The sequence below is a fragment of the Streptomyces sp. NPDC006450 genome (assembly GCF_040612195.1).
Taxonomy (GTDB): domain Bacteria; phylum Actinomycetota; class Actinomycetes; order Streptomycetales; family Streptomycetaceae; genus Streptomyces.
The window spans coordinates 26,397-50,030 of the sequence record NZ_JBEXPT010000030.1; the positions used below are offsets into that span (position 1 = coordinate 26,397).

The following is a 23,634-nucleotide window of genomic DNA, read 5'->3' on the forward strand; positions in this document are numbered from 1 at the left end:
ACCGAGCCGAGGCTTGCGCCTGGGCCGGAGTCGCCGCCCCCGGTGGGGGAGCGGTGGCGCCGAGGTGCGGAGTGTGGCGGTCTTGCCGGTGTGCCGGCGAGGCCGCCGCCGCGTTTCGGGGCCTGGGCTGGTGACGGGCGGGCGGCGGGCCCCCGAAAGCCGCCCGGGCGGGCGCGTCAGGAGGCGACCGTGATGCGGAAGACGGGGTGGTCGGGGGCGGCGGCCCGGAGCTCGGACTCGGAGGACTTCGCGGTGACCCCGTCGAAGAACCGGTTGACCTCCCAGCCCCACTTCTTCAGGTACCCGCGCAGCACGACGGCCTGCTCGGCGGGGTCGGTGATCTCCGTGACGGTGAAGGTCTGCACGGAGCGGCCCAGACGGAGCTCGCCGCCGCCCGCGGCGCGCATGTTGCGGACCCACTGGGAGTGGCCGCGGGCGGAGACCAGGTACCGGGTGCCGTCCTGGTGGTACGGGTTCACCGGGATCCGCTGCATCTTGCCGGAGGTGCGGCCGCGCACCGACAGCTCGGCGGTTCCGGCCAGGCTCATGCCGAGGCGGGCGAGCTTGCCGATGAGGGCGTTGAAGCGGATGCCGAGCGGGCCGGCCTGGACGTAGTACGGCTTGGGCGCGTTCATCGTGGCCTCCGAGGCGTTTGGGAGAGCACTGCTCTCGCTTGAGAACAGTGTGCACGGATCGGTGCCCCAAAACAAGAGCAGTGCTCTCGGAGCGGATCGCCGATCTCGTTGTTGGGCAGTGCTCTGCCCGCGTGGCAGACTGATCTCCATGAGCACCGTGCGAGGGGCCAGGGAACGGGCCCGCATCGAAGTCACCGCCGCCATCAAGGACGAGGCGCGCCGCGCGCTCGCCGCGGAGGGCGCCGCCAAGCTCTCGCTGCGCGCCGTCGCCCGCGAGCTGGGCATGGTCTCCTCCGCCCTCTACCGCTACTTCCCCAGCCGCGACGAGCTCCTCACCGCCCTCATCGTCGACGCCTACAACAGCGTCGGCGCCGCCGCCGAGGGCGCCGACGCCCGCTCGCTCGCCGCCGACGGCACCCCCCGCGCCCGCTGGGCCGCGGTCTGCGCGTCCGTCCGCGACTGGGCGCTGGAGCACCCGCACGAGTACGCCCTCATCTACGGCTCGCCCGTCCCCGGCTACACCGCCCCGCTCGACACCATCGGCCCCGCCTCCCGCGTGGGCATCACCCTCATCGGCATCGTCCGTGCCGCCTACGAGGGCCGTGGCATCTCCCTCCCGCCGCTCCCCGCCGAGCTGCGTCCCGAAGCCGCCCGCATGGCCGCGGACTTCGCCGAAGGCCTGCCCCCCGAGGCCGCCGCGGCCCTGGTCGCCGCCTGGGCGCAGCTGGTCGGGCTGATCTCCTTCGAACTGTTCGGCCAGTTCGACCGGGTCGTCCAGGACCGTCCCGCCTTCTTCGCGCACGCCGCCGACCAGCTCGCGCACGGGGTCGGACTGCCGGCCGTCTAGCGTGGTGCGGGGCCGCGCGAGGGGGTCGCCCGGATGACCGCCGTGGGGGCGCGCCGGCGGGTGCGGGGAAGGTTCGCTCGTCAGTTCCTCGTACCGAAGCGGGGGAATCGGCCCTGGCGCGTCCGGCCGCCCGTCTAGTGTTCCTCGGACCGGGCTTCCTCCCGGCTGTCCTCCCCGGCGCCCGGCCATCGCCCCGGCGCCGCCCTGCCGTCGCCCCGAGGAGCAGTCATGACCCGCGCCGCGAAGGCCGTCTACGCCGTCCTGGCCACCCTCTTACTGGCCGCGCCGGCGCCGGCCGTCACCGCGTCGGCGAGCTCGGAGCCGAGCCGGGCCCAGGCCCGTACCCCCGCCCCGGCTCCGACCCCCGAGGTGAGACCGACGCCCCGGGCGGCGGGCGTACGGGGCCTGGAGATAGCCGTCCCGGCCTACGTCTGGGCCGACGACCCGATGCTCGTCGATCTCACCGCCACCAGCCCGGCCACCTCGGTCGTGGTCCTCAACCCGGGCAACGGCGACTCCCCGTTCGACGCCCCCTGGCAGGCCCGCGCCGACGTCCTGCGCACCGGGACCACCGCCACCGGCGAGAAGACCAAGGTGCTCGGCTACGTCCACACCGACCACGGCAACCGCGACATCGCCGAGGTCAGGGCCTCCGTGGACAACTACCTGAAGACTTCAGACGGCCGCCTCCACGTGGACGGCATCTTCTTCGACGTGGTCAGCCGCGACTGCGGCCCGGCCAACGCCGTCCGCGACCACTACGCGGAGCTCCGCCGCTACGTGCAGGACACCATGGACGACATCGCCCCCGGCGCGCCGGACCTGGTCGTCAACAACCCCGGTACGGCCATCGCCGACTGCTTCCTGGAGCCCGGCCGCCGCACCGCCGACGTATTCGTCACCTTCGAGGACTCGTACGCGGCCTACACGGGCGCCGGCTGGCTCGGCGGCAACGTCTTCAACGCACTCACCGGCTACCGCTCCGGCGCCGAACTCGACCCGAGCGGCACCGCGTTCTGGCACCTCGTACACGGGGTGCCCGACGCCTCCGCGATGCGCGCGACGCTCCGTACGGCCTTCGAACGCGGCGCGGGCTACGCCTACGCCACCAGCGCGCAGATGCCGAACCCCTGGGACGCCCAGCCCGGTTGGAAGTACCGCGCCCAGACCTCGTACGCCTCAACCCTGGGCTGAGCCGCACTCCGTCCGCCACTCCGTCCGCCCTTCGGCGTTGATCTCGACGGTACGGCCGTCGGGGTCGACGAACCGGTGGCGCCCCGGGGCGAGCGGCGGACGCGTGACCTCGGCGTCGACGGCGAGCCCCAGCCGCAGGGCGCCCGTGAGACGGTCGTCGCGGGCCGGGTAGAGCTCGAGGACCATGCCGTCCGGGAGCACCGCAGCGTAGTGCTCGGGTCCCCGGCGGTGGCGTTCCGCGGTGAAGGTCAGCCCCAGGTCCGCGGAGAACCGGCGGCATTCCTCCCACCGCGCTGTGTACAGGACCAGGAGCGATACCTGGGCCCCGGGCGCCCGCCCGTCGCCGCCGGATGCGCCGATCTCCGTCGACGGGGCGGGCCGCGCGGCCGGGGAATCCATGCGGGCCAGCTAGGAGCGACCCTCGGTCAGTTCCGGTTCAGAGTGCGGGATATGCCGGCGACGACGGCTGTGGTGAGGAGCCAGCCGATGGTGATCAGCAGGTACGCCAGCCACTGGGTCGCCCCTGTCCAATGCCATGCGCCGCGCTGGCCGAAGTCGCCGATGGGGAAGAGCAAGTCGATGGTGTAGACGAAGGGGTTGAAGGGGGCGCCTTCTCCGGCCTTCGTCTGGATCGGCGAGCGGGCGCTGAACGTCAGGCTGCCGAGCAGCCAGAGCGTCGTCATCCACAAGGCGGACAGCCAGGGCCGGTAGCCGTATCCGACGGCCGCATCGAGCAGGTATCCCCACACCCGTCCGAGCGGGTTGAGGGTGCGGCGGCGGTGGCGTTGCTTCGCCAGCAGCACCCTGCGGGCGTCGTCGTCGTGCCCGGCCTGGCGGTAACAGGCGGCGAGCTGCTCGTACGGCTGCGGGGCATAGCCGGGGTTCCGGCGGATCCACGCCAGGCGGTGGGCCACGTCCTCGTGCAGGAGGGTCCTGTCGGAGCGGAGGGAGTCGTACACGAACCCGTCCAGCCGTACCTCCTTGGGCCAGCTCTGCCTGCGGTCGTGCAGGACGGCCGCCCTGGCACCCTGCAGGTCCACCGCTCCCGCGGGCTCCGCGGCAAGACCGAAGTTGAAGGTTCCCACCTGCATCCCGACGCCGAACAGCGCCGTGGCACTGCCGCCGAGGGTGGCTCCCTCAAGGGTCAGCAGGTCCGATATCTGAGCACCCCGCAGCCGCAGGGTCCCCGTCGCGCTGAAGCCCTCGGACAGGTCCACCACCGTGGCCGTCACGTTGTCCGCGATCAGCGCCATGCCGCCGGGGCTCTCCAGACGCGCACCCCGCATGAACAGGCCGCCGGGCAATTGGGCACCCAGCAGCCGCACCCCGCCCCGCGCGGTGAAGCCCTGCTGGCAGAAGACGCCGCCGCCCATGACCAGGCCCCCCGCGAACACCGCCCACTGCCCGGACGCCGATATCCGCGCCCCGTCCAGAACCAGCTCCCCGGCCACATGGGCGTTGATCAGGGAAAGACGGCCCGTCTCCATCACGGAGCCCTCCAGGTCGAGATGGCCCTCGATGCGTGCCAGTCCGGCGTCCACGCCGGGGACCCAGCTGCTCGTGATCCGGATCGTCCGCGTCGAGGCCGCGTACAGGCTGACCGCATGCTCCAGCCGGCATTCCTTCAGCCAGAGCAGGTGGCCGATCTCCGCACCGGCCAGATCGAGGCGGCCGGTGATCAGTGCCCCGGCGAGACGCAGGGAGGCGACACTGCCCGACGGCTCCGCGGTACCGCCCAGCAGAAGCGCGGCCACGACCTCGGCGCGGACCGTGCGTTCGGGCCCCCAATGCTCCCCTCGCGCGGGATCGTCGTCCCCCGGCGCCCCGGTGCGTAGATCCACCCACCGCCCTTCGCGGAAGGAATCCCACAACGCTCGCTCAGCCGCGGTCAGTTCGTCGTAGTTCAGCACCGCTACAGGCTACGAGGGCTTTCCGGTTGCCGTGTGCGGGCAATTCGGCCTGCGACCAGGCCGCCCCGTGCGGAGCCCGACGAACGTCGGCCGGCCTCTGCAGGGGAAAACCGCTCCTCAGCCGTTCTCGTTCTCCGGGCGGCGGGTGAAGCGCCACAGGACGTGGGTGATCCGGAGCAGGAACACCGTCGCGGCCAGGGCGCCGCCCAGCGTCGCCAGGGTCCCCTCGGCGGTGTGGGAGAGGTCGAAGGCCAGGGCGGGACCGTACAGCGCCGCGAAGGCGAGTGCGGCCGCGAAGCCGCCGCTCACGAAGGCGTACACGATCTCGATGGTGATGGCGTCCCGGTCGGCCTGGCTGCGCTTTCCCATGCACGCAGTCTCTCCGCGCGGACCGCGCCGTCACAAGGGTGCCTCCGGCGCGCCGGCCGGCGCTTCGCGGCCCGGGGGGCGCCCGAGGGTCAGATTCCGGCCGTTTCCACCCAGAGCCGGGCCAGTTCCGTGTCGCCCGTCACGCCCGGGCCGGTGAGCGGCTGCCGGTTCCACAGTGCCGCGTAGAGCCAGGAGGCCTCGCCCGTCAGCGTGCAGTCGGCCTCCTCGCCGCCCGCGTCCCCGAGCACCGTGCGTGCCGGCTCCTGGGAGAGGAGTACGGTCCACACCGCGCCCGTGTCGCAGGCCCGTACCCGCAGCACGCGCGGCTCCGCCGTGCGGACCCGGCTCTGCGGCCGCGCGTGGAAACCGGTCAGCAGCTCGTCCACCCCGTCCTCCGCGAAGCCGGGGTCCACCGGCCCGAAGGGCACGCCCAGGGCGGCTTCCGCGTCCATCCGGTGCACGGTCGTCTCGTGCGCCTGGCGCCGCGCCCAGAAGGCCAGCGGCGACGGCGGCGCGGTCGGCAGGAAGGTCCAGCACTGCGCGTCGGCCGAGGATCCGGTCAGCGTCCGCACCAGCGTCGCGTGGCCCTCGCGGAACCAGGCCAGCAGTTCCGCCCCCACCAGCTCCGGAGCCTGCGGGAAAGGAGCCCGCTCGGTGAGGCCCTGCGCCACGTACCCGGTGGCCCAGCGGTGCACGGAGCCGGTGTGGCGCAGCAGATCGGCGACCCGCCACTGCGGACAGGTGGGCACGAGGGCGTCCGTACCGGCCCGTTCCGCGGCGTCGGCGAGCTGTTCGCCCTCGCGGGCCACGGTCTTCACATAGCTGATGATCTCCATGCCAGGAGTTTCGCAGCCGCCCGCGGGGACGCACAACGACGGATGATGGAGGTCACGGAGCGGGTCGCGGAGAAGGCGGTGCAGGAGGCGGTGGAGGCCATGGAGCACCTGGGCGGCGAGCTCTTCCCGCGCGAGCGGACCGAGATCGTGCCCGGCGCCGTGCACGTGCCCGACTGGCTGGGGCCCGGTCGGCAGCGCGAGTTGCTGGAAGCCTGCCGGGAATGGGCCCGGCCGCCCGCCGGGCTGCGGACGGTGCGCACGCCGGGCGGGGGGACGATGACCGCCCGGCAGGTGTGCCTGGGGCTGCACTGGTACCCGTACGGATACGCGCCCACGGCCGTCGACGGGGACGGCGCGCCGGTCAAGGCGATGCCCGACTGGCTCGCGCGACTGGGACGCGACGCCGTGGCCGCCGCCTACGGGCGGGCCCCGGATCAGGGCGTCGCGTACGACATCGCCTTGGTCAACTTCTACGAGGGCGACTCCCGCATGGGCATGCACCGGGACGCCGAGGAGCGCTCCGAAGCCCCCGTGGTGTCGCTGAGCCTGGGTGATTCCTGCCTCTTCCGCTTCGGCAACACCGCCTCGCGGGGGCGTCCGTATCGGGACGTCGAGCTGCGCAGCGGGGATCTGTTCGTCTTCGGCGGGCCGGTCCGACGGGCCTATCACGGGGTGCCGAAAGTCCTGCCCGGCACCGCTCCGCCGGGCCTCGGGCTGACCGGGCGGCTGAACATCACGCTGCGGGTCGGCGGGCTGGGCTAGCGGGCGGCGTCCTCGACGCTCCGATCATGCGAGGATCGCTGTCATGAACGGCAACGGGGCCCCGCGGTGGGTGGGGGATGTGACCACGGTGTCCGCTGGGACGGACGGGACCGAGGGGGCCGACACGGCCGAGGGATCCGACAGGGCCGGCGCGCCGGTCGCGCCGACGGAGTCCGGGGCTGTGACCTCCAGGGGGTCCGCGTCCGCGACGCAGGCGGCATCCGGGGCGGCGACGTCGGCCGCGTCCGAGTCCGTGCCGGCGGCGTCCGCTGCATCGGCCTCCGCGGCCGCCACCGCGGCCGGCTCCGCGCGGACCAAGCTGGAGCGGGGCCGTGGCGCGCTCGGCCCGGCGCTGGAGCTCGTCCACACCGGCCGGGCTCCGACCCGCGCGGTCCTGACGGCCGAGCTCGGTGTCACCCGCGCCACCGCCGGCGCCGTCGCCGCCGAGCTGGAGGCGCTCGGTCTGATCCGCGTGGACTCCCGCCCCGGCGGGGCCGGCGGAACCCAGGGCCGGCCCTCGCACCGGCTCTCCGTGGACGAGAACGGCCCGGTCGCCCTGGCGGCGCAGGTGCACTCGGACGGGTTCCGGGCCGCCCTGGTCGGCCTCGGCGGCCGGATCGTCGCCACGGCCCCCGGAAGGGTCCCCGTGTCGGCCGACCCCGCTCAGGTCCTGGGCGCGGTCGTCGAAGCAGGGGCCGCGCTGCTCGCGCAGACCGGCCGGCGCTGCATCGGCGCCGGCCTCGCGGTGCCCTCGGCGGTCGCGGAGCCGGAGGGGACGGCGCTCAACCCGCTGCACCTGGCCTGGCCGGCGGGTTCCCCCGTCCGGGCCATCTTCGCCGACTGCGTGAAGGAGGCCGGCATCGACGGCCCGGCGCTGACCGGCAACGACGTGAACCTCGCCGCGCTCGCCGAGCACCGCCACGGCGCCGGCCGCAGCGCGCAGCACCTGCTGTGCGTCGCCACCGGGCACCGCGGGGTCGGCGGGGCGCTGGTCCTGGACGGCCGCCTGCACAGCGGGAGTTCGGGCCTGGCTCTGGAGGTCGGCCACCTCACCGTGAACCCGGAGGGGCGCGCCTGCCACTGCGGCAGCCGCGGCTGCCTCGACGTGGAGGCCGACCCGCTGGCCTTCCTCACCGCCGCCGGGCGCACCCCGGGCCCCGAGGTGTCGCTGCTCCAGCAGGCCCGCGACCTGCTCCGCGAGGAGTCCGCCGACCCGGGGGTACGGGCGGCCACCGAGGAGCTCATCGACCGGCTCGGCCTGGGCCTCGCGGGCCTGGTCAACATCCTGAATCCGGACCGGATCATCCTGGGCGGACTCCACCGCGAGCTGCTCCACGCCGACCCCGAGCGGCTGCGTGCGGTGGTCGCGGACCGCAGCCTGTGGGGACGCAGCGGCGGCGTGCCGATCCTGCCGTGCACGCTCGACCACAACAGCCTGGTCGGCGCCGCCGAGCTGGCGTGGCAGCCGGTGCTGGACGACCCCCTCGGGACGCTGGGCACGGCGGCCTGACCGCCCAGCGCCCCCTCCGGGCGGCCGCGGCGGCCGGGGGCTACCCGGGCCGGGCGCCGATCGAGGCGCTCACCGACAGGCCGGCGGAGACCGGCTCGGCGGCGGGTGCGGCGACGGGCGGGGCCGGCGCGGGGTCCCGTACGGGCTTATCGGTGTGCGGCCCCGGTTTCTCGGCCAGGAGCACCGGGTGGCGTTCCGGTGCGGCGACGCCGGGGGTGGCCGGAGTGGCGCGCAGGGAGAACCACACCACCTTGCCCGTGCAGTCGTCCTGCTGCCGGGCTCCCCACGCCTCGCTGAGCGCCTCCACGAGCGCGAGCCCGCGTCCGGAGGTCTCCAGGGCGTCGACCGGGGACATCTCCGCGAGGCGTGCGGCCCCGCAGGTCTCGGCGGCGGCGGAACCCCGGAGCATCGGCAGGCGGGGGTCGCTGTCGTACACGGAGACCGTCAGCCGGCCGAGGCGCAGCTCGATCTCGACCGTGCAGGTCTTGTGTGGCTGCGCGTGGCGGTGGACGTTGCTGAGCAGCTCCGTCACACCCAGCGCAGCCCGGTCTATGAGCGGGTCGAGCTGCCAGTGGCGCAGTTGCGCGGAAACGATTCGACGGATCTGTCCGATCCGCATGGGCAGGGCCTGCAGTTCGACGACGCAGTGCCTGCGGGAATGACTGATCACGGCTGCGACTCCCCGACATCAGTGTTACGGGTGCTGCACCCTCGGTGACGCCTCCCCAGGGTCACCCACTGTGGGCCCGCTCGCAACCGAAAGCGACCAAAAGCGATCCGCATGGATCCCCAAAGTGACTGTTTGTGCAGGTGAGGGGGGTACATTGCGAAAGCGGGCGGCGAAAGACGCAGAGGCGCCGGGCCCGCCGAGCACTCGCGACATCGGGAAGTACGAAGGAGCACGGCGCATGAGCACCACCGGGACGACCGCCACGACCATCGACGTCGACCACAGCGACGCGGACTACCGCGCCTGGCTGAAAGAGGCCGTCCGCAAGGTGCAGGCGGACGCGAACCGGTCCGCCGACACGCACCTGCTGCGCTTCCCGCTCCCGGAGGCCTGGGGCATCGACCTCTACCTCAAGGACGAGTCCACCCACCCGACGGGGTCCCTCAAGCACCGCCTCGCCCGCTCCCTGTTCCTCTACGCCCTCTGCAACGGCTGGATCCGCCCCGGCCGCCCCGTCATCGAGGCCTCGTCCGGTTCCACCGCCGTATCGGAGGCCTACTTCGCCAAGCTGATCGGCGTCCCCTTCATCGCCGTCATGCCGCGTACGACGAGCCCCGAGAAGTGCCGGCTCATCGAATTCCACGGGGGCGAATGCCACTTCGTCGACGACTCGATGAAGATGTACGAGGAGTCGGCCGAGCTCGCCGCCCGCACCGGCGGTCACTACATGGACCAGTTCACGTACGCGGAGCGGGCGACGGACTGGCGCGGCAACAACAACATCGCCGAATCGATGTACCAGCAGCTGCGGTTGGAGCGCTACCCCGAGCCCACCTGGATCGTGGCCACGGCCGGCACCGGCGGCACCTCCGCCACGATCGCCCGCTACGTGCACTACATGCAGCACGACACCCGCATCTGCGTCCCGGACCCGGAGAACTCCTGCTTCTTCGACGGCTGGACCCGGAACGACCCGCACGCCACCAGCGACTGCGGCTCGCGCATCGAGGGCATCGGCCGGCCCCGGATGGAGCCGAGCTTCGTCCCCGGGGCCATCGACCGGATGATGCGGGTCCCGGACGCCGCGAGCGTCGCGGCGTGCCGCGCACTGGAGCGGGTGATCGGCCGCAAGGCGGGCGGTTCCACCGGTACCGGGGTGTGGAGCGCGCTGAAGATCATCTCGGAGATGGTGGCGGAGGGCCGCACGGGCAGCGTCGTGACCCTGCTCTGCGACGGGGGCGAGCGCTACCTGGACAAGTACTACTCCGACGAGTGGCTGGCGGAGCAGGGGCTCGACATCGCGCCGTACGCGCGGACGCTCGACACCATGCTGGCGACCGGCGTGTGGAGCGAGCCCGTCGGCTGAAACGTTTCCCTGTCCGGGGCCGCGGCCGCTGACTGCGCTGTGCCGGCTTCGGGCGTGGCACGGGCGGAGCGGGACAGGACAGCGGCGCCGGGGATCAATCGAACCGCGGTTATCGGTGAGATGGATCATGGGTCGGGCGCTCTGTCACGGAATGGATCTTCCGCGCAGGGGTTCGAGTGACGGCTCACTGATGTCGTGCCCGGTCGACTACCGTCCGCTGCGTGCACCCGTTCCTGTCGCTGCTGGGGGAGTCGCCTGCGCTGGGGGCGGCCTCCGGCGGCAAGCGAGTGCTTGAGGCGGTGAAGCGGCTGCCCGCGCTGGCGCGGCGGAAGGTGAAGGCCAAGCCGCTGCTGCCGCGAGAAGACGATCAGAAGCTGGTGCCGCCGCCTGGCGCAAGGCGGTGTACTCCAACCCCGGGCTGCCCGAGGGGGCGGTGGACCGGGACGCGTACGTGGTGTGCGGGCTGGAACGGCTGTTCCGGGCGCTGAACCGGCGGGACGTCTTGGCCCGCCGTCGAACCGGTGGGCCGACCCGCGGGCGAGGCTGCTGGACGGCAAGCAGTGGGAGGGCGTCGCCGAGGACGTCCTCGCCGGCCTCAGTCCGGATGAGCCGGTCGAGGAGCACCTGGCTGGGCGGGTGCGCGCTGTGGACGCGGCCGGGCAGCTGATGACCGAGCGGCTGGAGGACGCCGGGCAGGACTCGAAGCTCACGGAAGCCGCCCGCCACGGCGGCCGGGTCGACGGTTCCCGCGCCTTCGCCGGCCACCACGACCGGGCCGGCGTCTTCGACGAGGAACTCAACCCGCTGTACCGGGACAGGTCTGTAGCCGTGGCCTTCCCCGGAAGCAGACAGCTCTCTCCACATCGGCGAGGTAGCGTGTTGCGCACCCCACGCCCGTCACCCGATCAGTTGGCGATCTGAAAACAGCGCAGTGCTACAGGCACTGGTCCTGTCTTTCGGTAACCAAACTTCGGATCAGCAGACGCTCCGTAGGTCGTGTTGCTCGCCAATCCGCTTCTGATCACCGCACACTGGGGTTCTTCAACGCAGCCCGTTGGTCAAGGGGAGCCCAGATGGCGAGCGAGCCCGTTCTCTTGTTTGACGGAGACTGCGGTTTTTGCGGCCGAACGATCGAGGTCGTTCGGCGCACCATCCGCCCGCGTGTGCAATTCGTCCCGTGGCAGTATGCCGACCTCGCCGCCCTGAATGTCACCGAAGACAGAGCCGACCGCGAGGTCCTTTGGATCAGCCCGGGCGGCGGCAAGGTCTACGGGGGAACGCGCGCCCTGTCCGCCATGCTGATGTGCGGACGAAGGCGCGGGTGGTGGCTCGGGCTCGTACTCCGGCTGCCGCCCGTCAACTGGATCGCACGTGGCATCTACCGGGTTGTCGCGAAGAACCGCCATCGCCTGCCGGGCGGCACGGCCTCCTGCTCTCTCCCCGCCCGGATGCGAGGGAACCCGGGTCGTTGAGGCCCTACTTCGGTGAGGGTTGCGTCGGTACTGCAGCGGGTAGCGTCCCGACCGGGATTTCCGCTCCCATGCCACCTGTGCGCCGGATCGTGCGCTGCCACAGCCGTTCCAGGTTCCGGTAGAAGCGGTCCGGTAGGAATGCGGCATCGGCGACCACCATCGCGCCGGAAAAAAGTGGCAGTCCCATGAGCACCGCGATATTCACATGCATGCCCAACAGCAGAACAAGGACCGGGTATTTGAACCTGCCGAACAGGACGAACGGAAAGGCGACCTGCACCAGCACCGTCAGATAGCCGACGACGGCGATCAGCACGTGATGGCCGGCGATCATCTGGGACAGCTCCGGCCAAGGCCGGAACAGGTCGATGTTCAGCACGTAGTGGAGGGCGGTGCCATCGCTCCACTTGGGGCCCTGCACCTTGTACAGGCCCGCGCATCCGTAGAGGAAGCAGACCTGGGCGGCGATGACGAACATGCCGCAGTTGTGCAGCACGGTGGTCAAGATGATGCGGGCGTCACCGAGATGGCGCCGGAGACCGTCGCCCCCCGGGCCCGCAGTCTTGCCCGCCGACGCCTGGAGCCGGGTCCTGCGGGCGTCGAGGGACCAGCGCCGGCCGCACGCGGTGAAGACGAGGTAGACAGTCATGAGGACCATGAGGTTGTCCCCGCCGTCCGCCATGAAGATCGCCCTGGCGTGGAACGACACCACCACGACTGCGAACAGCACGGACACCGCCCTCGTCCGCCAGCCCAGCAGGAACAGCGCGCACGTGACCAGAGCCAGGACGTAGCAGACCTCGAAGTACACCTGGCTGTCGGACAAGGTCAGGACGCTGGCCCACCCGCTCTGGTCGAACATCTGCCTGGCCAGCGTGGGTGTCCACGGTGAACCTGGGCCCCACATCTCGTTGCGGTGTGGGAACTCGCGGAGCAGGAAGACGAGGTAGAGCAGCCCGTACCCGATGCGCAACACCGCCGCCGCGTACAGGGAGACCGGCCGCTCGGTCACGAAGGCGAGGAACGCATGGAGCCGGTCGAGTGCGCGCTGAGGCATGCGTACGGCCGCCCGCTCGGTGATGAGTTCGGACGCCGCTGGCGCCGCGACCGATTCCTGTTCAGTCCGTTGCATGCGGGGCCACCTTCCACCAGGGCAGCTGCCGGATTTCGGCCCGCGTCGGTGCCTCGGCGGCCGGGCGGAGCCCACCCGCTTGGCCGGGCGCGGCGATAGGCCGCGAGACCACCTGCAGCTGGATGGAATCGAAGGTGCCGCCGCGTTGGGCGGCGACGCGATCCGCTGCGATGTTGCGCAGATACTTCTCGATCATCAGAGCCCGATCTGAGTGCGGCCGATTGTCGGCGCCGTGCGTTTTGAGGTACGAATTCCAAGCCTGGCGCAGCATGTTCTGTGCCGTATGGCTCGGAAAGACGTTGTGCCTGACGGCGGAATCGTCCGCAGCAGTCAGATCGATCCAGCCACTCACCTGTACGCTGCCGTCCGGCGCCGTCTGCCTGATCCTCGCCGAGATCTGCCGGTTGACGGACTGCGGATTCGGGGCGAAGAGCCGCCAGTTCTGCTCGAAAACGGGCCGGACCCACGCGTTGACCTGCTGGCTGTACGCATTCGAGATGGCATTCCTAGGCGCCACGTACAGGAACACCAGGAGTACATGGACCAGGGTCACTGCCAGACACAGGGCCACTGCAGCTCCCGTTCCGGCGCTCAGCGGGCGGGGTGGCCCTGAATTCCCACGGGGGCTACCCGTTTCCCCGCCGCTGTCCTTCGGCGCTGCCGGCTCAGCGCCGGTCCGCTGCGGACATTTCACATGTGGCGATTCAGCACCACTCAACACGGCCCCACCCAGCCCTTCCCATCCCGACTGCTCGCACCTGCTGTTCCTGCTTCCCCGGACGGCGCGCGGCGGGATTGATGAAATCCGCCGCACGCCGCCGGTCTTACATTCAGTGCGGACAGTGCGAAACGTGCACCTCGTTCACATCGGGATGGCCCGGCCAGTAGTCGCCGGGCTTCTGCGGCTTGTGGTGGTGGCCGGGCTTACCCGGCTTACCGGGCTTGCCCGGCTTACCCGGCTTACCGGGCTTACCGGGGTAGTCACAGTCGTCGTGTCCGCCCGTGGCGTCACCGGTCGTGGTGGCGTCACCCGTGGTCGTGGTGGTCGCGGCGTCGCCCGTCGCGGCGTCACCGGTCGTGGCGGCGTCACCGGTCGTGGTGGCGTCACCCGTGGTCGTGGTGGTCGCGGCGTCGCCCGTCGCGGCGTCACCGGTCGTGGCGGCGTCACCCGTGGTCGTGGTGGTCGCGGCGTCGCCCGTCGCGGCGTCACCGGTCGTCGCGGCGTCACCGGTCGTGGCGGCGTCACCGGTCGTGGCGGCGTCACCCGTGGTCGTGGTGGTCGCGGCGTCGCCCGTCGCGGCGTCACCGGTCGTCGTCGTGGTCGTCGCGGCATCACCCGTGGTCGTGGTGGTGGTGCTTTCGCACTCCGGCCTGGTGATCAGGTTGTTGTTCAGCGTCACGGCCGCGGTGCGGGCCAGCACACGGCCCTCGACGGTCGCCCCACTGTTGACAGTGATCGCCGTGAGCGCCATGAGGGTGCCCACAAAGGTGGAGCCGGATCCGAGCGTCGCCGATTCGTCGGTCACCCAGAACACGTTGCACGCCTGGGCGCTGTTCTGAAGGACGATGCTGCTCCCGGATGCCGTTGTCAGGCCCGCAGGAACCTTGAACACCCAAACGGCATCGGGGTTGCCCTGGGCATCCAGGGTCCAGACACCGTTGACCAGGAGACCGGACTCGACGGCGTAGGTGCGCGGAGACAGCGTGGGAGTCACGGGCGCCGCGGAAAGGTTGAATTCCGTGGGCTGGCTGAAGGCGTCGTCGTACGCAGTGCCAAGGTCGGCCTTCGCTCCTGCTGCCGCCTCACCGGTGTAGATCGTCCCGTCCACCACCGTCCCGGGCGGGAATCCGGTGACGGCCGAACCCGGGGAGACACCGACGTCCCCGGTGACCACGGAATTACCTTGGTTGGTGACCGTCGAACCGGCCAGTACCGCGAAGCTTTCCGCGGTGCCCAGCTCGACAGCTGTTGCTGCATTTGCTCGTGTAGGCGTCACTACCAAAACGGCAACAGCGATCAGCAGGGTGAGTACCCCCGCGATCCAGGCCGTCATTGTGCGCCGTTGCGGCGCATAGGGAATGTGGTGCAGTGTCATCAAGGAGCCAACTCCTGTGGGGAGGTTGGTGGCGTCCGGCGTTCCTCGTCTAACGGAATCGCCTCTTGTGTGGACGGCACATTACGCAGGCTTCTGACCGCAGAATCGATTTGCTCGGACGATGTCGCCGGAATCAATCAATATGAATCATGGGATGTACGATAAGTTTTGAGCCAATTCCTGTCAGGCAGATCGCAGCCCCTGCCCATCAGCGCAGAGCCTGCAAGTAGGGGGAGTGTCCGGCCACAGGGTGCTGGGAACCCATGATCAATCTCACCGATATCCACAGTTCGATTGATCCCCGACGCCCGACAGGGCGGGGCGGGGACGGGTAGCGATGACGGAGACCACGGGCAGCGGCGGCGGTACCGCGGGCGCACGCGCGACGGGGCCGGGCCGTCGTCCTGCCCCCGGTGCGGCCGGGAGGACCAGGTGCTCGGCGTGTCCGCCGCGTACCTGCGGGCCAAGGCCACGATGCGGGTGGTGCGCGGTGGCGGCGAGGACGACAGCGTCACGACCCGCGAGGAGAACTCGGCACTGTCCAAAGCCCTCGCGGCCCCCGACGAGCCGGACAACGCAACCGCGGGCTGCATCGGGGTGCTGCCCGTCCTCGCCTCTGAACCGTGGCGGCCCTTCACGGCGCGGCCTCGGGGGAACCATGGCGGGCATCGAGTACGACCGGCCGGAGCGGGACGGGCGGGCGCCGGCCGGCTCGCTCCCGTGCGTCCCAGTTGAGGCAGGACCTCGCCGCCGCCGAAGGGCTCTGGAACCGGGTCTGGTAGTGCGGGCGTTGCGCCCGGGTCCACTTCGAGGGGGGAGGGACTGCCCTGACCCTCCAGGAGTTCAGCACGCGGGTGTGGACGGCCGGGGGCTGCGGAGACCTGGCCGAAACGTATCCCGCGGTCCATCTGACCGTTCCCCGTCGGCCGGACGGCTCCTACTGATCCACCGGATCCACCGGATCCGTCTGATTTCCCTGGTCCGCCGTGCGCCGCCGCGCCGCCAGCCGCAGGTCCAGCGCGCGGACCGCCGAGCGGAACGAGTGGCCGAGTCCCGGCCGGGCCGCGGTGAGGGCGAAGCGCACGGGGGTCGGGCCGTCCGCCGCGAAGGTCCACTGGACGTGGGTGCCGGAGCCGGAGGGGGTGAGGCGCCACTCCTCCAGCAGGGCCTGTATGCCGGGGGCGTTGGTCTCGTCGACCCGGTACGCGTAGCGCCGCTCCGGATCCGCGGCCATGATCGTCTCCTGGAACCGGACCCCGCCCGCCAGTTTGACCTCGCGCCCGGCGCCGCCGTGGGTGGGCCGGGCCAGGGTGACGGCCCGGAACCAGCGCGGCCAGCCCTCGACTTCCTCGGCCAGTGCCCGGTACACGTCCTCGGGAGCCGCGGTGGTCCGGCCGGAGAAGACCAGGCGGGTGGGGGCGACCTCGATGAAGTCCAGTCCTACGGGGCGGAGTCGGCGGGCCATGGCGGCACTCCCTCGGTTCGGCGGACGGCCGGTGGCATCCGGCGGGCTGTCACCTTAGCTGTCGGTCCGTCAGTTGTCCGCCACGGGGTAAGCCGAGCCGGCGACAGAGGGGTTGGGCCGATGGGCGGCCGATGGGCGGCCGATGGGCGGCCGATGGGGCGGCCGATGGGCGGCCGATGGGGCGGCCGATGGGCGGCCGATGGGGTGGCTCGGATGGCGTGGCCGACGGGCCGGTGAACCCGTTTCGCGGACCGGGTCCCGCCCGGGACAATGCCGTACATGCTTTTCAGAGCAGCGCACGTCGACGAGCTGTCCCTCCTCCAGGACATCGAGCGGGCCGCCGGGGAATGCTTCCGGACCATCGGCATGCCGGAGATCGCCGACGACGAACCGCTTCCACTGGAGGAACTCCTCGGCTACCACCGGGCCGGGCTGGCCTGGGTCGCGGCCGAGGGCGCCGGGACGGGGACCCCGGTCGGCTATCTCCTCGCCGACCGCGTCGACGGGAACCTCCACGTCGAGCAGGTGTCGGTGCACCCCGACCTCGCCCGCCGCCGCATCGGACGGTCCCTGCTGGAACACCTCGCGGAGCGCGCCCCGGCGGAGGGCGCCGCCGCGCTGACCCTCACGACCTTCACCGACGTACCGTGGAACGCCCCGTACTACGCCCGGTGCGGTTTCCGGACCCTGGACGAGGGCGGCCTCGGCCCTGGCCTGCGGGAGATCCGCGACCGCGAGGCCGTGCACGGGCTCGACCGCTGGCCCCGGGTGTGCATGCGCCGGGACCTGTGAGGGGCTCCGAGAGGCCTGCGGGGCCCGCGGTCAGAGCTCCGGAAGGTCCGCCGGGTAGAGCAGGGTGAGATCGTCCTTGTCCGGCTCCGACAGCTGAGCGACCCGCCCCGCGTGCCGCTCGACCATCGACTCGAAGGTCTGGCGCGCGGTGCGGCCGTTGCCGAAGGCGGGCCCCTTGGGCAGGTCGGTGAAGTACGTCAGCAGTGCGTCGGAGGTCTTCTCCCCGAGCAGGTACTCGTGCTCCTCGGCCTGCTGCTCCACGATCCGCAGCAGCTCATCGGGCCCGTAGTCCCCGAAGGTGATGGTCCGGGAGAAGCGGGAGGCCACTCCCGGGTTCACGGTGAGGAAGCGGTCCATCTCCGCCGTGTACCCGGCGACGATCACCACCACCGCGTCCCGGTGGTCCTCCATCAGCTTCACCAGCGTGTCGATCGCCTCGCGGCCGAAATCGCGGCCCGAGTCCTCGGGCGCCAGCGCGTACGCCTCGTCGATGAACAGCACCCCGCCGCGCGCCCGGTCGAAGGCCTCCTGGGTGCGGATCGCGGTGGACCCGATGTGCTCGCCGACCAGGTCGACCCGCGACACCTCCACGAGGTGGCCGCGCTCCAGCACCCCGAGGGAGGCCAGGATCTCCCCGTACAGCCGGGCCACCGTGGTCTTGCCGGTGCCGGGGGAGCCGGTGAAGACCAGGTGGCGGCGGACCGAGGCGGCCTTGAGCCCCGCCTGTTGGCGGCGCCGGCCCACCTCGATCATGTCGGTGAGCGCGCGGACCTCGCGCTTGACGCTGTCCAGCCCCACGAGCGCGTCGAGGTGCCCCAGCACCTCGACCGAACCGCGGGCCGCGGGCTGCCCGGTCGCGGTGGCGGTGGCGTCCGCCTCGTCGGCCGGCCGCTGGGCCGGCACCCGCTCGGCCGTGCCCGCAGCCACGGGGCCGGGCGCGGCCGACACCGTACGGATCGCCGTACGCTCCCCGGCCGCCGCCATCCCCGCACCCGAGCCGGCGCCCACGCCGGAGGCGGACCGGGCGGCGAGGCGCGGTCCGGACTCGTCGCTCGTGCAGTCCTCGGCGACCGGGCCGTCCTCCGCGAACTCGTAGCCCCCGCGCGCGCAGCGCTCGGTGTGGCAGCGGTGCAGGGAGGTCCGGCAGCCGTCGATGACGTGGAAACCGAAGCCCGCGCTGCCCGTCACCCGGCACGCCGTGAAGGTGCCGCGCCCGCCCGCCGACACGTAGAACCCGGCTTCGGCGGGGGAGCTCACCGTGCACCGCTCCAGCGCGGGATCCGCGCCCTTGGTGACGATCACGCCGGTCTGGACGGAGTCGATGGTGCAGTTGGCGAGCGTGCCGCCGCTGCCGTGGTCGCGGAACCAGGCCCCCGTGGCCGCCTCCCGGATCCGGCAGTCGTCCAGCTGGGCCGTCGCCCCGTCGCTCACCGAGACGGCGGTGTTGCGCACTTGGGAGATGTCGCTGTCCACGACGTCCACCCGCGAACCCCGGTCCAGTACGAACAGGGCGTCCGGTACGTCGTGCACCCGGCAGGAGTCCAGCGAGACCCCGGCTCCGTCGCTGATCCAGACGGCCGGGTAGTCGCCGGTGCTGTCGTGGATCTCGCAGGCGTCGGCGACGACGCGGGTGCCCGGATCCCATACGGACAGGCCGTTGCGGCCGAAGCGGCGGACGGTGGTGCGGCTGAGCGTGAGCACGGAGCGGGAGCGCAGGTCCACCGCGTTCTCCGGGATGTCGTGGATATCGCAGCCGGCGAGCGTGAGGACGGCGTCCGTGTCGAGGGTGACCCCGTCGGCCGAGGTGCGGTGGACCGCGCAATCGGTGAGCACGGCCGTGGCCCGCGCGGCGATCTGCACCCCGGCGCCCTTGATCTCGTAGACCTCGCAGCCCAGTGCCTCCAGGCCCGAGCCGTCGCCGGTCACGGCGATGCCGGCGCCCGTGGCGTGGTGGATCCGGCAGCGCTCCAGCCGGGGGCGGCCGCCGCCGCGCACGGAGACCCCGGTCTGGCCGGCGGCCACGACCTCGCAGTCGGCGAACACCCCGCCGCCGCCGTCCAGGACGGCGATGCCGGTTCCGGCGGAATTCTCCACCGTGCAGCGCCGGACGAGGGGCCGGGCACCGCTCCCGCGGACCTCGATGCCCGCCGCCGAACGGGTGCTCACCCGCAGGTCGGTGAGCTCGGGGGAGCCGTCCTCGACGAGGAGCGCGGGCGCCGTGGGGTCCTGGCCCTCCAGGTGGAGGTCCTGGATGACGGCCGAGGCGCGGACGGTCAGCGCGACGCCGTCGAGCGGAGCGATCCGCACCGAACCCAGCGAGCCCTCGGGACCGCGCAGGGTCACGGCGTGGTTCAGCACCAGATTCTCCCGGTAGGTGCCGGGCGCGATGGACAGGACGTCGCCGTCGCCCGCCACGGCCAGCGCGGCGGTCAGCGTCGGATAATCACCGGAGCGGCGACGCCACCGCGAGGAACCGCCGTGCGTCACCTGGACCGTGCCCTGAGCCATGGTGCTGTCGTGCCCCCACCCTCGTGTTCCGTGTGTCCACTGTTGTGCGTGTCCGCCTCGATCGCCCCGCCGGTACCCCGGTTCCACGGGGTCGACGGGCTCGACGGCCGCGATCGGAGCAGCCGCTCCGGCGCTCCACCGTAGCGCGCGCGGGGCCGGTGAGTTGCCAGGTCAGCTGCCCGCGCCCGCCCGGCCCCAGTCCGGTCCCGCCGCGGCCCACGCGCGGTCCAGCCGGATGTACCGCCGATGCATGAGCCTTCGTACGACCAGGCGGCGAAGCGTCTCCACCAGTGCGGCGATGCCCAGGGCCGCAGCGAGCCCGGCCATGCCCGCGTGGAAACTGGCGGACGAGGGATCGAGGGGCTGTCCGACCAGGCGGCCGTGCGCATCGGTCCATATCCGGAACCGGTCGCCGGGACGCGGCGGTTCCTCCGCGGCCGGCACCGTGCCCTGGTGGCTGCTGCCGTCGGGCGCCGTCCACGACGCGACGATCTGCGTACGCTGCGGCGTCTGGCGCTGAGCCGCCGGATCGGCGGCCGCGCCGAGGAGCGGATCCGGTGTCGGCCGGACCACCACCGCCGGTACGAGATGACGCTCGTCGCGCTGTTCGCGCGCGGCCCGCTGCAAGGTGCCGTCCACCCGCAGGCCGGCCGCCCAGCCGATGGCCGGAGCCACCAACAGGACGCACAGCAGCGTCGCGAAGGCCACCCAGGCCTCGAATAGATCCGTCTGGCGGCGCAGCGGATTGCGCCGCCACCGCCACACTCCCATTGCTGTCCGCACGCTCCGGCTCCCCCTACTTCTGCCAGTCTGCGCCTGCCTGCCGTCCCAGCCTCCCGCACGCCCCGGCCACGCGCATTCCGGGACGTGCGAGACGTGTGTCACCCGGTCCGGTGCTCACGTCCCGCATGCTCCAACGGGCAGGCAGTGGTGGTTGGTTCCAGGGTGACGCCAGAGCCCCTCGAAGGTGTCAATCCGGGTGGTCCCCACCGGCCCTCCGCCCCGCCTCCCGCGGAGCCGCCCCGTCCCCCGGCACCGGCCCCGTCACCGTCCCCGCGGAGGCGCTCACGCCAGGACGCGCACCTCGTCGCCGACCCGCACCGTGCCCAGCCGCACCGGAACCAGCAGCCGCCCGAAGGCCAGGGACTTCCCGATCCGCCGGTGCCTGGCCAGGGTCTGGAGCGGTTCCTTGCCCCGCAGCGCCGTCGTCTGGTCGGTGGTCGTCACGACACAGCGTCCGCACTCGCGCGCCCCGCGGAACACGGCGTCGCCGATCGCGACGCGCTCCCAGCGGTCCTCGGCCCACTCCTCGGCTCCGGACACCACCACGTTCGGGCGGAACCGGTTCATCGGGAGGGGCCCCTCGTCCGGGTGGTCGCCCCGTGCGATCAGCGCGTTGAGCGCGTCCAGGGAGGCGAGGGTGGCGATCAGCAGCGGATAGCCGTCGGCAAGGCTCACGGTCTCGCCGGGCAGCGCGTACTGGGGATCCACCGGCCGCCGTACGGCCGGGTCGTCCAGGTGCACCAGGCGTGCCGGTACGCCCAGGTACGCGGTGAACCAGTCGGCGGCTTCCTGCGCCGCCGTCACGGTCCCGATCTTCTTGCCGAAGAGCATCACCGGCTCCGGCGGACCCTGCCCCGGGACCTCCACCGTCAGGTCCGCCATGCCCGGCGCCGAGACCTCGAACCCGCCGCCCCCCAGCGGACGGGCCCGCGCCAAGGCCAGCCTCGGCTGCTGGCGTTGGGTGATGACCGTGCCCTCCCCGTCCACCACCGCCCATCGGCGATCACCGGACAGGCCCCAGGGCTCCACGGCCACCTCGTCGGGTGCCGTCCCCGCCACCGATTTGACGGGATGGACGTGGAGCGACCGGACACGCAGTTTCACCATGGGGAAATTCTGCCAGCCGCCCTCACGGACTCCACGGCGACCTCGTCGGAAGGAGCCGGCCGGACGCGCCGGTCAGTACCCGCGCCCCTGCGGCTGGTACGGACGTCCGTACGGGTCCTCGAACGAGGCGGCCGGCACGGGCGCGGGCTGCGCCGGCATCGGACGCGGCGCGGCCGGGCGCATCGCCTCGTACCCGGTGCTCATGGCGACCGGACGGGGCTGTTGCGGCTGGGGCTGCGGAACGTAACCCGTGCGGGCCGCGAACGGCTGCGGCTGCTGAGGCACGTACGGCACCGGCGCCTGCTGGAGCGGCATCGGCATCGACATGGGCTGCGGCATCTGCTGCATGTGCGGCATCTGCTGGGGCGCGGCCTGCTGCTGGTACGGGTATCCGTACGCCGGGGCCTGCTGCTGTTGCGGGCGGGCGGGCGGCAGCGCTGCCGGCAGTGCGGGGAGCGCTGAGGCGAGTGCCGGGAGGTACCCACCGCTCGAGTAGCCGGCACTCGGCGAGTCGTAGGCGGCGGGGACGCGGATCGGGGCGATCTGCGGGGTACCCCGTTCGGCGACGAGCGAGTCGTAGATAGGGGTGTCCGGGAAGGAGGGCGCGGAGTAGTAACCGCCGCCATAAGTGGAGCGGGGGGAGGTCATGGACCTAAGTTAAGCCCACGACTTCACCGGGTCCATAGCGAGGTTCCGTCAACACCGCCCTGACCTGCATATTCGCAGGTCAGGGCCACAGGTTTCACTTCACGTTCACGTGCACGATTTCGTCACTTCCGCCCCGTCTTGCTCCTACTCGTACTCACCGGTTGGGTGTTGCACGGATCGTGCGCCGGGCCGCCGCTGACGAAGCGTCACAACCCACTGACCTCGGACGACGTGAAGTTGAAGGGTGGAGTCCGGTTTCAGGCGTCGCTGGGGCGGGCATAGGTACGGCCCTTCCATGCCGCTCCGCGTCCTCGGTAGTGCTGCACGGCCGAGTCGACGGTCATCAGGAGGTACAGCAGCGCCGTGAGCGGGAGGAGCGGTGCGAGGACCGCCGGCTGGCGGTAGTAGCGCAGCATCGGCAGGTAGGTGCCGGCCATCAGCAGCCAGGCAAGGCCTCCGGCCCAGGCGACGGCGGGCCGGCCGGCGGCGAGGCCGGCGAGGAGCGCGGCCGGCGGCACGAGGTAGACCAGGACCAGCCCGGCCACCGTCCCGGCCAGGAGGGCGGGGTGGTGGCGCAGTTGCGCGTAGGCGCTGCGCGAGACCATCCGCCACAGGTCCGCGAGGCAGGTGTACGGGCGCACGCTGTCCACCCGCTCCGCGAGCCCGAGCCAGATCCGCCCGCCGGTTCGCTGGACCGCCCGGGCGAGCGAGACGTCGTCGATGACGGCCTGCCGGATCGACTCCGGGACCCCGGCCCGCACGGCCGCCCCGGTGCGCAGCAGGACGCACCCGCCGGCGGCGGCCGCGGTGCGGGCGGCGGGGCGGTTGATCCAGCGGAACGGGTAGAGCTGGGCGAAGAAGTACACGAAGGCGGGGACGATCAGCCGCTCCCAGAAGCTGACGACGCGCAGCCGGGCCATCAGGGAGACCAGATCGAGATCGGCCGCCGTCGCGGCGCAGACCAGCTCGCGCAGGCTGTCGGGTGCGTGGGCGATGTCGGCGTCGGTGAGGAGGAGGAAGTCGGGGCCGGGGGCCGGGCCGGAACCCGGGGCGGAGTCGGGGCCGGGGCGGGCCCCGGAGCGGGCGTGTGCGATGCCGTGCCGCAGGGCCCAGAGCTTCCCGGTCCAGCCGGCACCGGGCTCGCCGGGGGAGAGAACGGTGAGGGGCAGTCCGGGCTGCGCGTCGGCGAGGCGCCGGGCGAGGGCGGCGGTGCCGTCCGTACTGCCGTCGTCGACCAGGATGACCTCGGCCTCGCCGGGGTAGTCCTGCGCGAGCAGCGAAGGCAGGCTGAGCGGCAGCACCTCGGCCTCGTCCCTGGCCGGGACCACGATCGCGACGGACGGCCAGCGGGCCGGGGCCTGCCGGGGCGGGAGGCGCGTATCGGTCCGCCAGAACATGCCTTGCCCGAGGGTGAGCCAGAGCCAGACGACGAGCGAGGCGCACGCGGCGACGAGGAGGTAACCCATGCCGGCAGTCTGCCGCGAGCGGCACCGCGGGGGCCGCGGGACACCGGGGTATTCGGCGGCGCGGGT

At 72.2% G+C, this 23,634-nt stretch carries 23 protein-coding genes and 1 pseudogene; 9 read left to right on the forward strand and 15 right to left on the reverse strand.

From position 1 onward, the window contains the following. Positions 1-176: 176 nt before the first annotated feature. On the reverse strand, positions 177-635 hold the full coding sequence (locus ABZY57_RS12745; RefSeq protein WP_356511076.1) for a nitroreductase/quinone reductase family protein: 459 nt from the start codon (positions 633-635) through the stop codon (positions 177-179). A gap of 148 nt (positions 636-783) precedes the next feature. Here ABZY57_RS12745 and ABZY57_RS12750 point away from each other — a divergent pair, with 148 nt between their 5' ends. Both ABZY57_RS12750 and ABZY57_RS12755 read left to right on the forward strand, forming a co-directional pair. Continuing rightward, complete coding sequence (locus ABZY57_RS12750) at positions 784-1,482, forward strand: TetR/AcrR family transcriptional regulator (RefSeq protein WP_356511078.1); 699 nt, start codon at positions 784-786, stop codon at positions 1,480-1,482. A 228-nt stretch (positions 1,483-1,710) separates the two neighbouring features. Continuing rightward, positions 1,711-2,676, forward strand: a complete 966-nt coding sequence (locus ABZY57_RS12755; protein WP_356511080.1) for a spherulation-specific family 4 protein — start codon at positions 1,711-1,713, stop codon at positions 2,674-2,676. Here the strand turns inward: ABZY57_RS12755 and ABZY57_RS12760 are convergent. From ABZY57_RS12760 to ABZY57_RS12775, 4 genes are all read right to left on the reverse strand, one after another. After that, positions 2,662-3,075, reverse strand: a complete 414-nt coding sequence (locus ABZY57_RS12760) for a glyoxalase/bleomycin resistance/dioxygenase family protein (protein ID WP_356511082.1) — start codon at positions 3,073-3,075, stop codon at positions 2,662-2,664. The two genes, ABZY57_RS12755 and ABZY57_RS12760, sit on opposite strands and share 15 nt — an antisense overlap. Before the next feature lie 26 nt (positions 3,076-3,101). Then, entirely contained in the window at positions 3,102-4,586 is a 1,485-nt protein-coding gene (locus tag ABZY57_RS12765) for an oxidoreductase (protein ID WP_356511084.1), read from the reverse strand. 117 nt (positions 4,587-4,703) lie between these two features. Further along, positions 4,704-4,955, reverse strand: coding sequence for a DUF6332 family protein (locus ABZY57_RS12770; RefSeq protein ID WP_356511086.1), 252 nt, complete (start codon positions 4,953-4,955; stop codon positions 4,704-4,706). Between the two features lie 89 nt (positions 4,956-5,044). Continuing rightward, on the reverse strand, positions 5,045-5,791 hold the full coding sequence (locus tag ABZY57_RS12775; RefSeq protein WP_356511088.1) for a maleylpyruvate isomerase family mycothiol-dependent enzyme: 747 nt from the start codon (positions 5,789-5,791) through the stop codon (positions 5,045-5,047). 108 nt (positions 5,792-5,899) lie between these two features. On the opposite strand from ABZY57_RS12775, the gene ABZY57_RS12780 reads away from it, so the two are divergent. Continuing rightward, the gene (locus tag ABZY57_RS12780; RefSeq protein ID WP_356511137.1) at positions 5,900-6,553 is read left to right on the forward strand and encodes an alpha-ketoglutarate-dependent dioxygenase AlkB; all 654 of its coding nucleotides are present in this window, start codon (positions 5,900-5,902) and stop codon (positions 6,551-6,553) included. A 319-nt stretch (positions 6,554-6,872) separates the two neighbouring features. Then, complete coding sequence (locus ABZY57_RS12785; RefSeq protein WP_356511139.1) at positions 6,873-8,063, forward strand: ROK family protein; 1,191 nt, start codon at positions 6,873-6,875, stop codon at positions 8,061-8,063. A 40-nt stretch (positions 8,064-8,103) separates the two neighbouring features. Here the strand turns inward: ABZY57_RS12785 and ABZY57_RS12790 are convergent, their stop codons facing one another. Next, a complete protein-coding gene (locus ABZY57_RS12790) occupies positions 8,104-8,733 on the reverse strand; it encodes an ATP-binding protein (protein WP_356511090.1) in 630 nt (209 codons plus the stop codon). 238 nt (positions 8,734-8,971) lie between these two features. Here ABZY57_RS12790 and ABZY57_RS12795 point away from each other — a divergent pair, with 238 nt between their 5' ends. From ABZY57_RS12795 to ABZY57_RS12805, 3 genes and pseudogenes are all read left to right on the forward strand, one after another. Then, positions 8,972-10,099 carry a PLP-dependent cysteine synthase family protein gene (locus ABZY57_RS12795; RefSeq protein WP_356511092.1) on the forward strand — a complete coding sequence of 376 codons (1,128 nt, stop codon included), beginning with the start codon at positions 8,972-8,974 and terminating at the stop codon, positions 10,097-10,099. Positions 10,100-10,320: 221 nt separating this feature from the next. After that, positions 10,321-10,810 (forward strand): annotated as a pseudogene (locus tag ABZY57_RS12800) (Tn3 family transposase); the annotation flags it as partial. A gap of 362 nt (positions 10,811-11,172) precedes the next feature. Then, complete coding sequence (locus tag ABZY57_RS12805) at positions 11,173-11,571, forward strand: DUF393 domain-containing protein (protein ID WP_356511094.1); 399 nt, start codon at positions 11,173-11,175, stop codon at positions 11,569-11,571. 4 nt (positions 11,572-11,575) lie between these two features. Here ABZY57_RS12805 and ABZY57_RS12810 read toward each other — a convergent pair whose 3' ends face one another. The 3 genes from ABZY57_RS12810 to ABZY57_RS12820 all read right to left on the reverse strand — a co-directional run bounded on the left by ABZY57_RS12810 (position 11,576) and on the right by ABZY57_RS12820 (position 14,799). After that, on the reverse strand, positions 11,576-12,628 hold the full coding sequence (locus ABZY57_RS12810; RefSeq protein WP_356511141.1) for an HTTM domain-containing protein: 1,053 nt from the start codon (positions 12,626-12,628) through the stop codon (positions 11,576-11,578). A 61-nt stretch (positions 12,629-12,689) separates the two neighbouring features. Then, complete coding sequence (locus tag ABZY57_RS12815; RefSeq protein WP_356511096.1) at positions 12,690-13,232, reverse strand: DUF5819 family protein; 543 nt, start codon at positions 13,230-13,232, stop codon at positions 12,690-12,692. 301 nt (positions 13,233-13,533) lie between these two features. Beyond that, complete coding sequence (locus ABZY57_RS12820; RefSeq protein WP_356511098.1) at positions 13,534-14,799, reverse strand: ice-binding family protein; 1,266 nt, start codon at positions 14,797-14,799, stop codon at positions 13,534-13,536. A 441-nt stretch (positions 14,800-15,240) separates the two neighbouring features. On the opposite strand from ABZY57_RS12820, the gene ABZY57_RS12825 reads away from it, so the two are divergent. Next, entirely contained in the window at positions 15,241-15,534 is a 294-nt protein-coding gene (locus ABZY57_RS12825; RefSeq protein ID WP_356511100.1) for a hypothetical protein, read from the forward strand. Between the two features lie 202 nt (positions 15,535-15,736). On the opposite strand, the gene ABZY57_RS12830 is transcribed toward ABZY57_RS12825, so the two are convergent. Then, positions 15,737-16,264, reverse strand: coding sequence for an SRPBCC family protein (locus tag ABZY57_RS12830; RefSeq protein WP_356511102.1), 528 nt, complete (start codon positions 16,262-16,264; stop codon positions 15,737-15,739). A gap of 279 nt (positions 16,265-16,543) precedes the next feature. On the opposite strand from ABZY57_RS12830, the gene ABZY57_RS12835 reads away from it, so the two are divergent. Next, positions 16,544-17,056, forward strand: a complete 513-nt coding sequence (locus ABZY57_RS12835; protein ID WP_356511104.1) for a GNAT family N-acetyltransferase — start codon at positions 16,544-16,546, stop codon at positions 17,054-17,056. 30 nt (positions 17,057-17,086) lie between these two features. Here the strand turns inward: ABZY57_RS12835 and ABZY57_RS12840 are convergent, their stop codons facing one another. The 5 genes from ABZY57_RS12840 to ABZY57_RS12860 all read right to left on the reverse strand — a co-directional run bounded on the left by ABZY57_RS12840 (position 17,087) and on the right by ABZY57_RS12860 (position 23,568). Beyond that, a complete protein-coding gene (locus ABZY57_RS12840) occupies positions 17,087-19,564 on the reverse strand; it encodes a right-handed parallel beta-helix repeat-containing protein (RefSeq protein ID WP_356511106.1) in 2,478 nt (825 codons plus the stop codon). Between the two features lie 171 nt (positions 19,565-19,735). Beyond that, the gene (locus ABZY57_RS12845; RefSeq protein ID WP_356511108.1) at positions 19,736-20,347 is read right to left on the reverse strand and encodes a hypothetical protein; all 612 of its coding nucleotides are present in this window, start codon (positions 20,345-20,347) and stop codon (positions 19,736-19,738) included. Between the two features lie 282 nt (positions 20,348-20,629). Then, the gene (locus tag ABZY57_RS12850; protein ID WP_356511110.1) at positions 20,630-21,454 is read right to left on the reverse strand and encodes an MOSC N-terminal beta barrel domain-containing protein; all 825 of its coding nucleotides are present in this window, start codon (positions 21,452-21,454) and stop codon (positions 20,630-20,632) included. A 72-nt stretch (positions 21,455-21,526) separates the two neighbouring features. Further along, complete coding sequence (locus ABZY57_RS12855; protein ID WP_356511112.1) at positions 21,527-22,102, reverse strand: DUF6643 family protein; 576 nt, start codon at positions 22,100-22,102, stop codon at positions 21,527-21,529. 257 nt (positions 22,103-22,359) lie between these two features. Continuing rightward, positions 22,360-23,568, reverse strand: coding sequence for a glycosyltransferase (locus ABZY57_RS12860; RefSeq protein WP_356511114.1), 1,209 nt, complete (start codon positions 23,566-23,568; stop codon positions 22,360-22,362). Between the last annotated feature and the right edge of the window lie 66 nt (positions 23,569-23,634).

Coding starts and splice junctions, on each gene's coding strand:
- ABZY57_RS12830 (WP_356511102.1), bottom strand. CDS start 16,264: ATGGCCCGCCGACTCCGCCCCGTAGGACTGGACTTCATCGAGGTCGCC.
- ABZY57_RS12795 (WP_356511092.1), top strand. CDS start 8,972: ATGAGCACCACCGGGACGACCGCCACGACCATCGACGTCGACCACAGC.
- ABZY57_RS12810 (WP_356511141.1), bottom strand. CDS start 12,628: ATGCCTCAGCGCGCACTCGACCGGCTCCATGCGTTCCTCGCCTTCGTG.
- ABZY57_RS12855 (WP_356511112.1), bottom strand. CDS start 22,102: ATGACCTCCCCCCGCTCCACTTATGGCGGCGGTTACTACTCCGCGCCC.
- ABZY57_RS12755 (WP_356511080.1), top strand. CDS start 1,711: ATGACCCGCGCCGCGAAGGCCGTCTACGCCGTCCTGGCCACCCTCTTA.
- ABZY57_RS12840 (WP_356511106.1), bottom strand. CDS start 19,564: ATGGCTCAGGGCACGGTCCAGGTGACGCACGGCGGTTCCTCGCGGTGG.
- ABZY57_RS12775 (WP_356511088.1), bottom strand. CDS start 5,791: ATGGAGATCATCAGCTATGTGAAGACCGTGGCCCGCGAGGGCGAACAG.
- ABZY57_RS12835 (WP_356511104.1), top strand. CDS start 16,544: ATGCTTTTCAGAGCAGCGCACGTCGACGAGCTGTCCCTCCTCCAGGAC.
- ABZY57_RS12805 (WP_356511094.1), top strand. CDS start 11,173: ATGGCGAGCGAGCCCGTTCTCTTGTTTGACGGAGACTGCGGTTTTTGC.
- ABZY57_RS12760 (WP_356511082.1), bottom strand. CDS start 3,075: ATGGATTCCCCGGCCGCGCGGCCCGCCCCGTCGACGGAGATCGGCGCA.
- ABZY57_RS12860 (WP_356511114.1), bottom strand. CDS start 23,568: ATGGGTTACCTCCTCGTCGCCGCGTGCGCCTCGCTCGTCGTCTGGCTC.
- ABZY57_RS12745 (WP_356511076.1), bottom strand. CDS start 635: ATGAACGCGCCCAAGCCGTACTACGTCCAGGCCGGCCCGCTCGGCATC.
- ABZY57_RS12820 (WP_356511098.1), bottom strand. CDS start 14,799: ATGACACTGCACCACATTCCCTATGCGCCGCAACGGCGCACAATGACG.
- ABZY57_RS12750 (WP_356511078.1), top strand. CDS start 784: ATGAGCACCGTGCGAGGGGCCAGGGAACGGGCCCGCATCGAAGTCACC.
- ABZY57_RS12770 (WP_356511086.1), bottom strand. CDS start 4,955: ATGGGAAAGCGCAGCCAGGCCGACCGGGACGCCATCACCATCGAGATC.
- ABZY57_RS12850 (WP_356511110.1), bottom strand. CDS start 21,454: ATGGTGAAACTGCGTGTCCGGTCGCTCCACGTCCATCCCGTCAAATCG.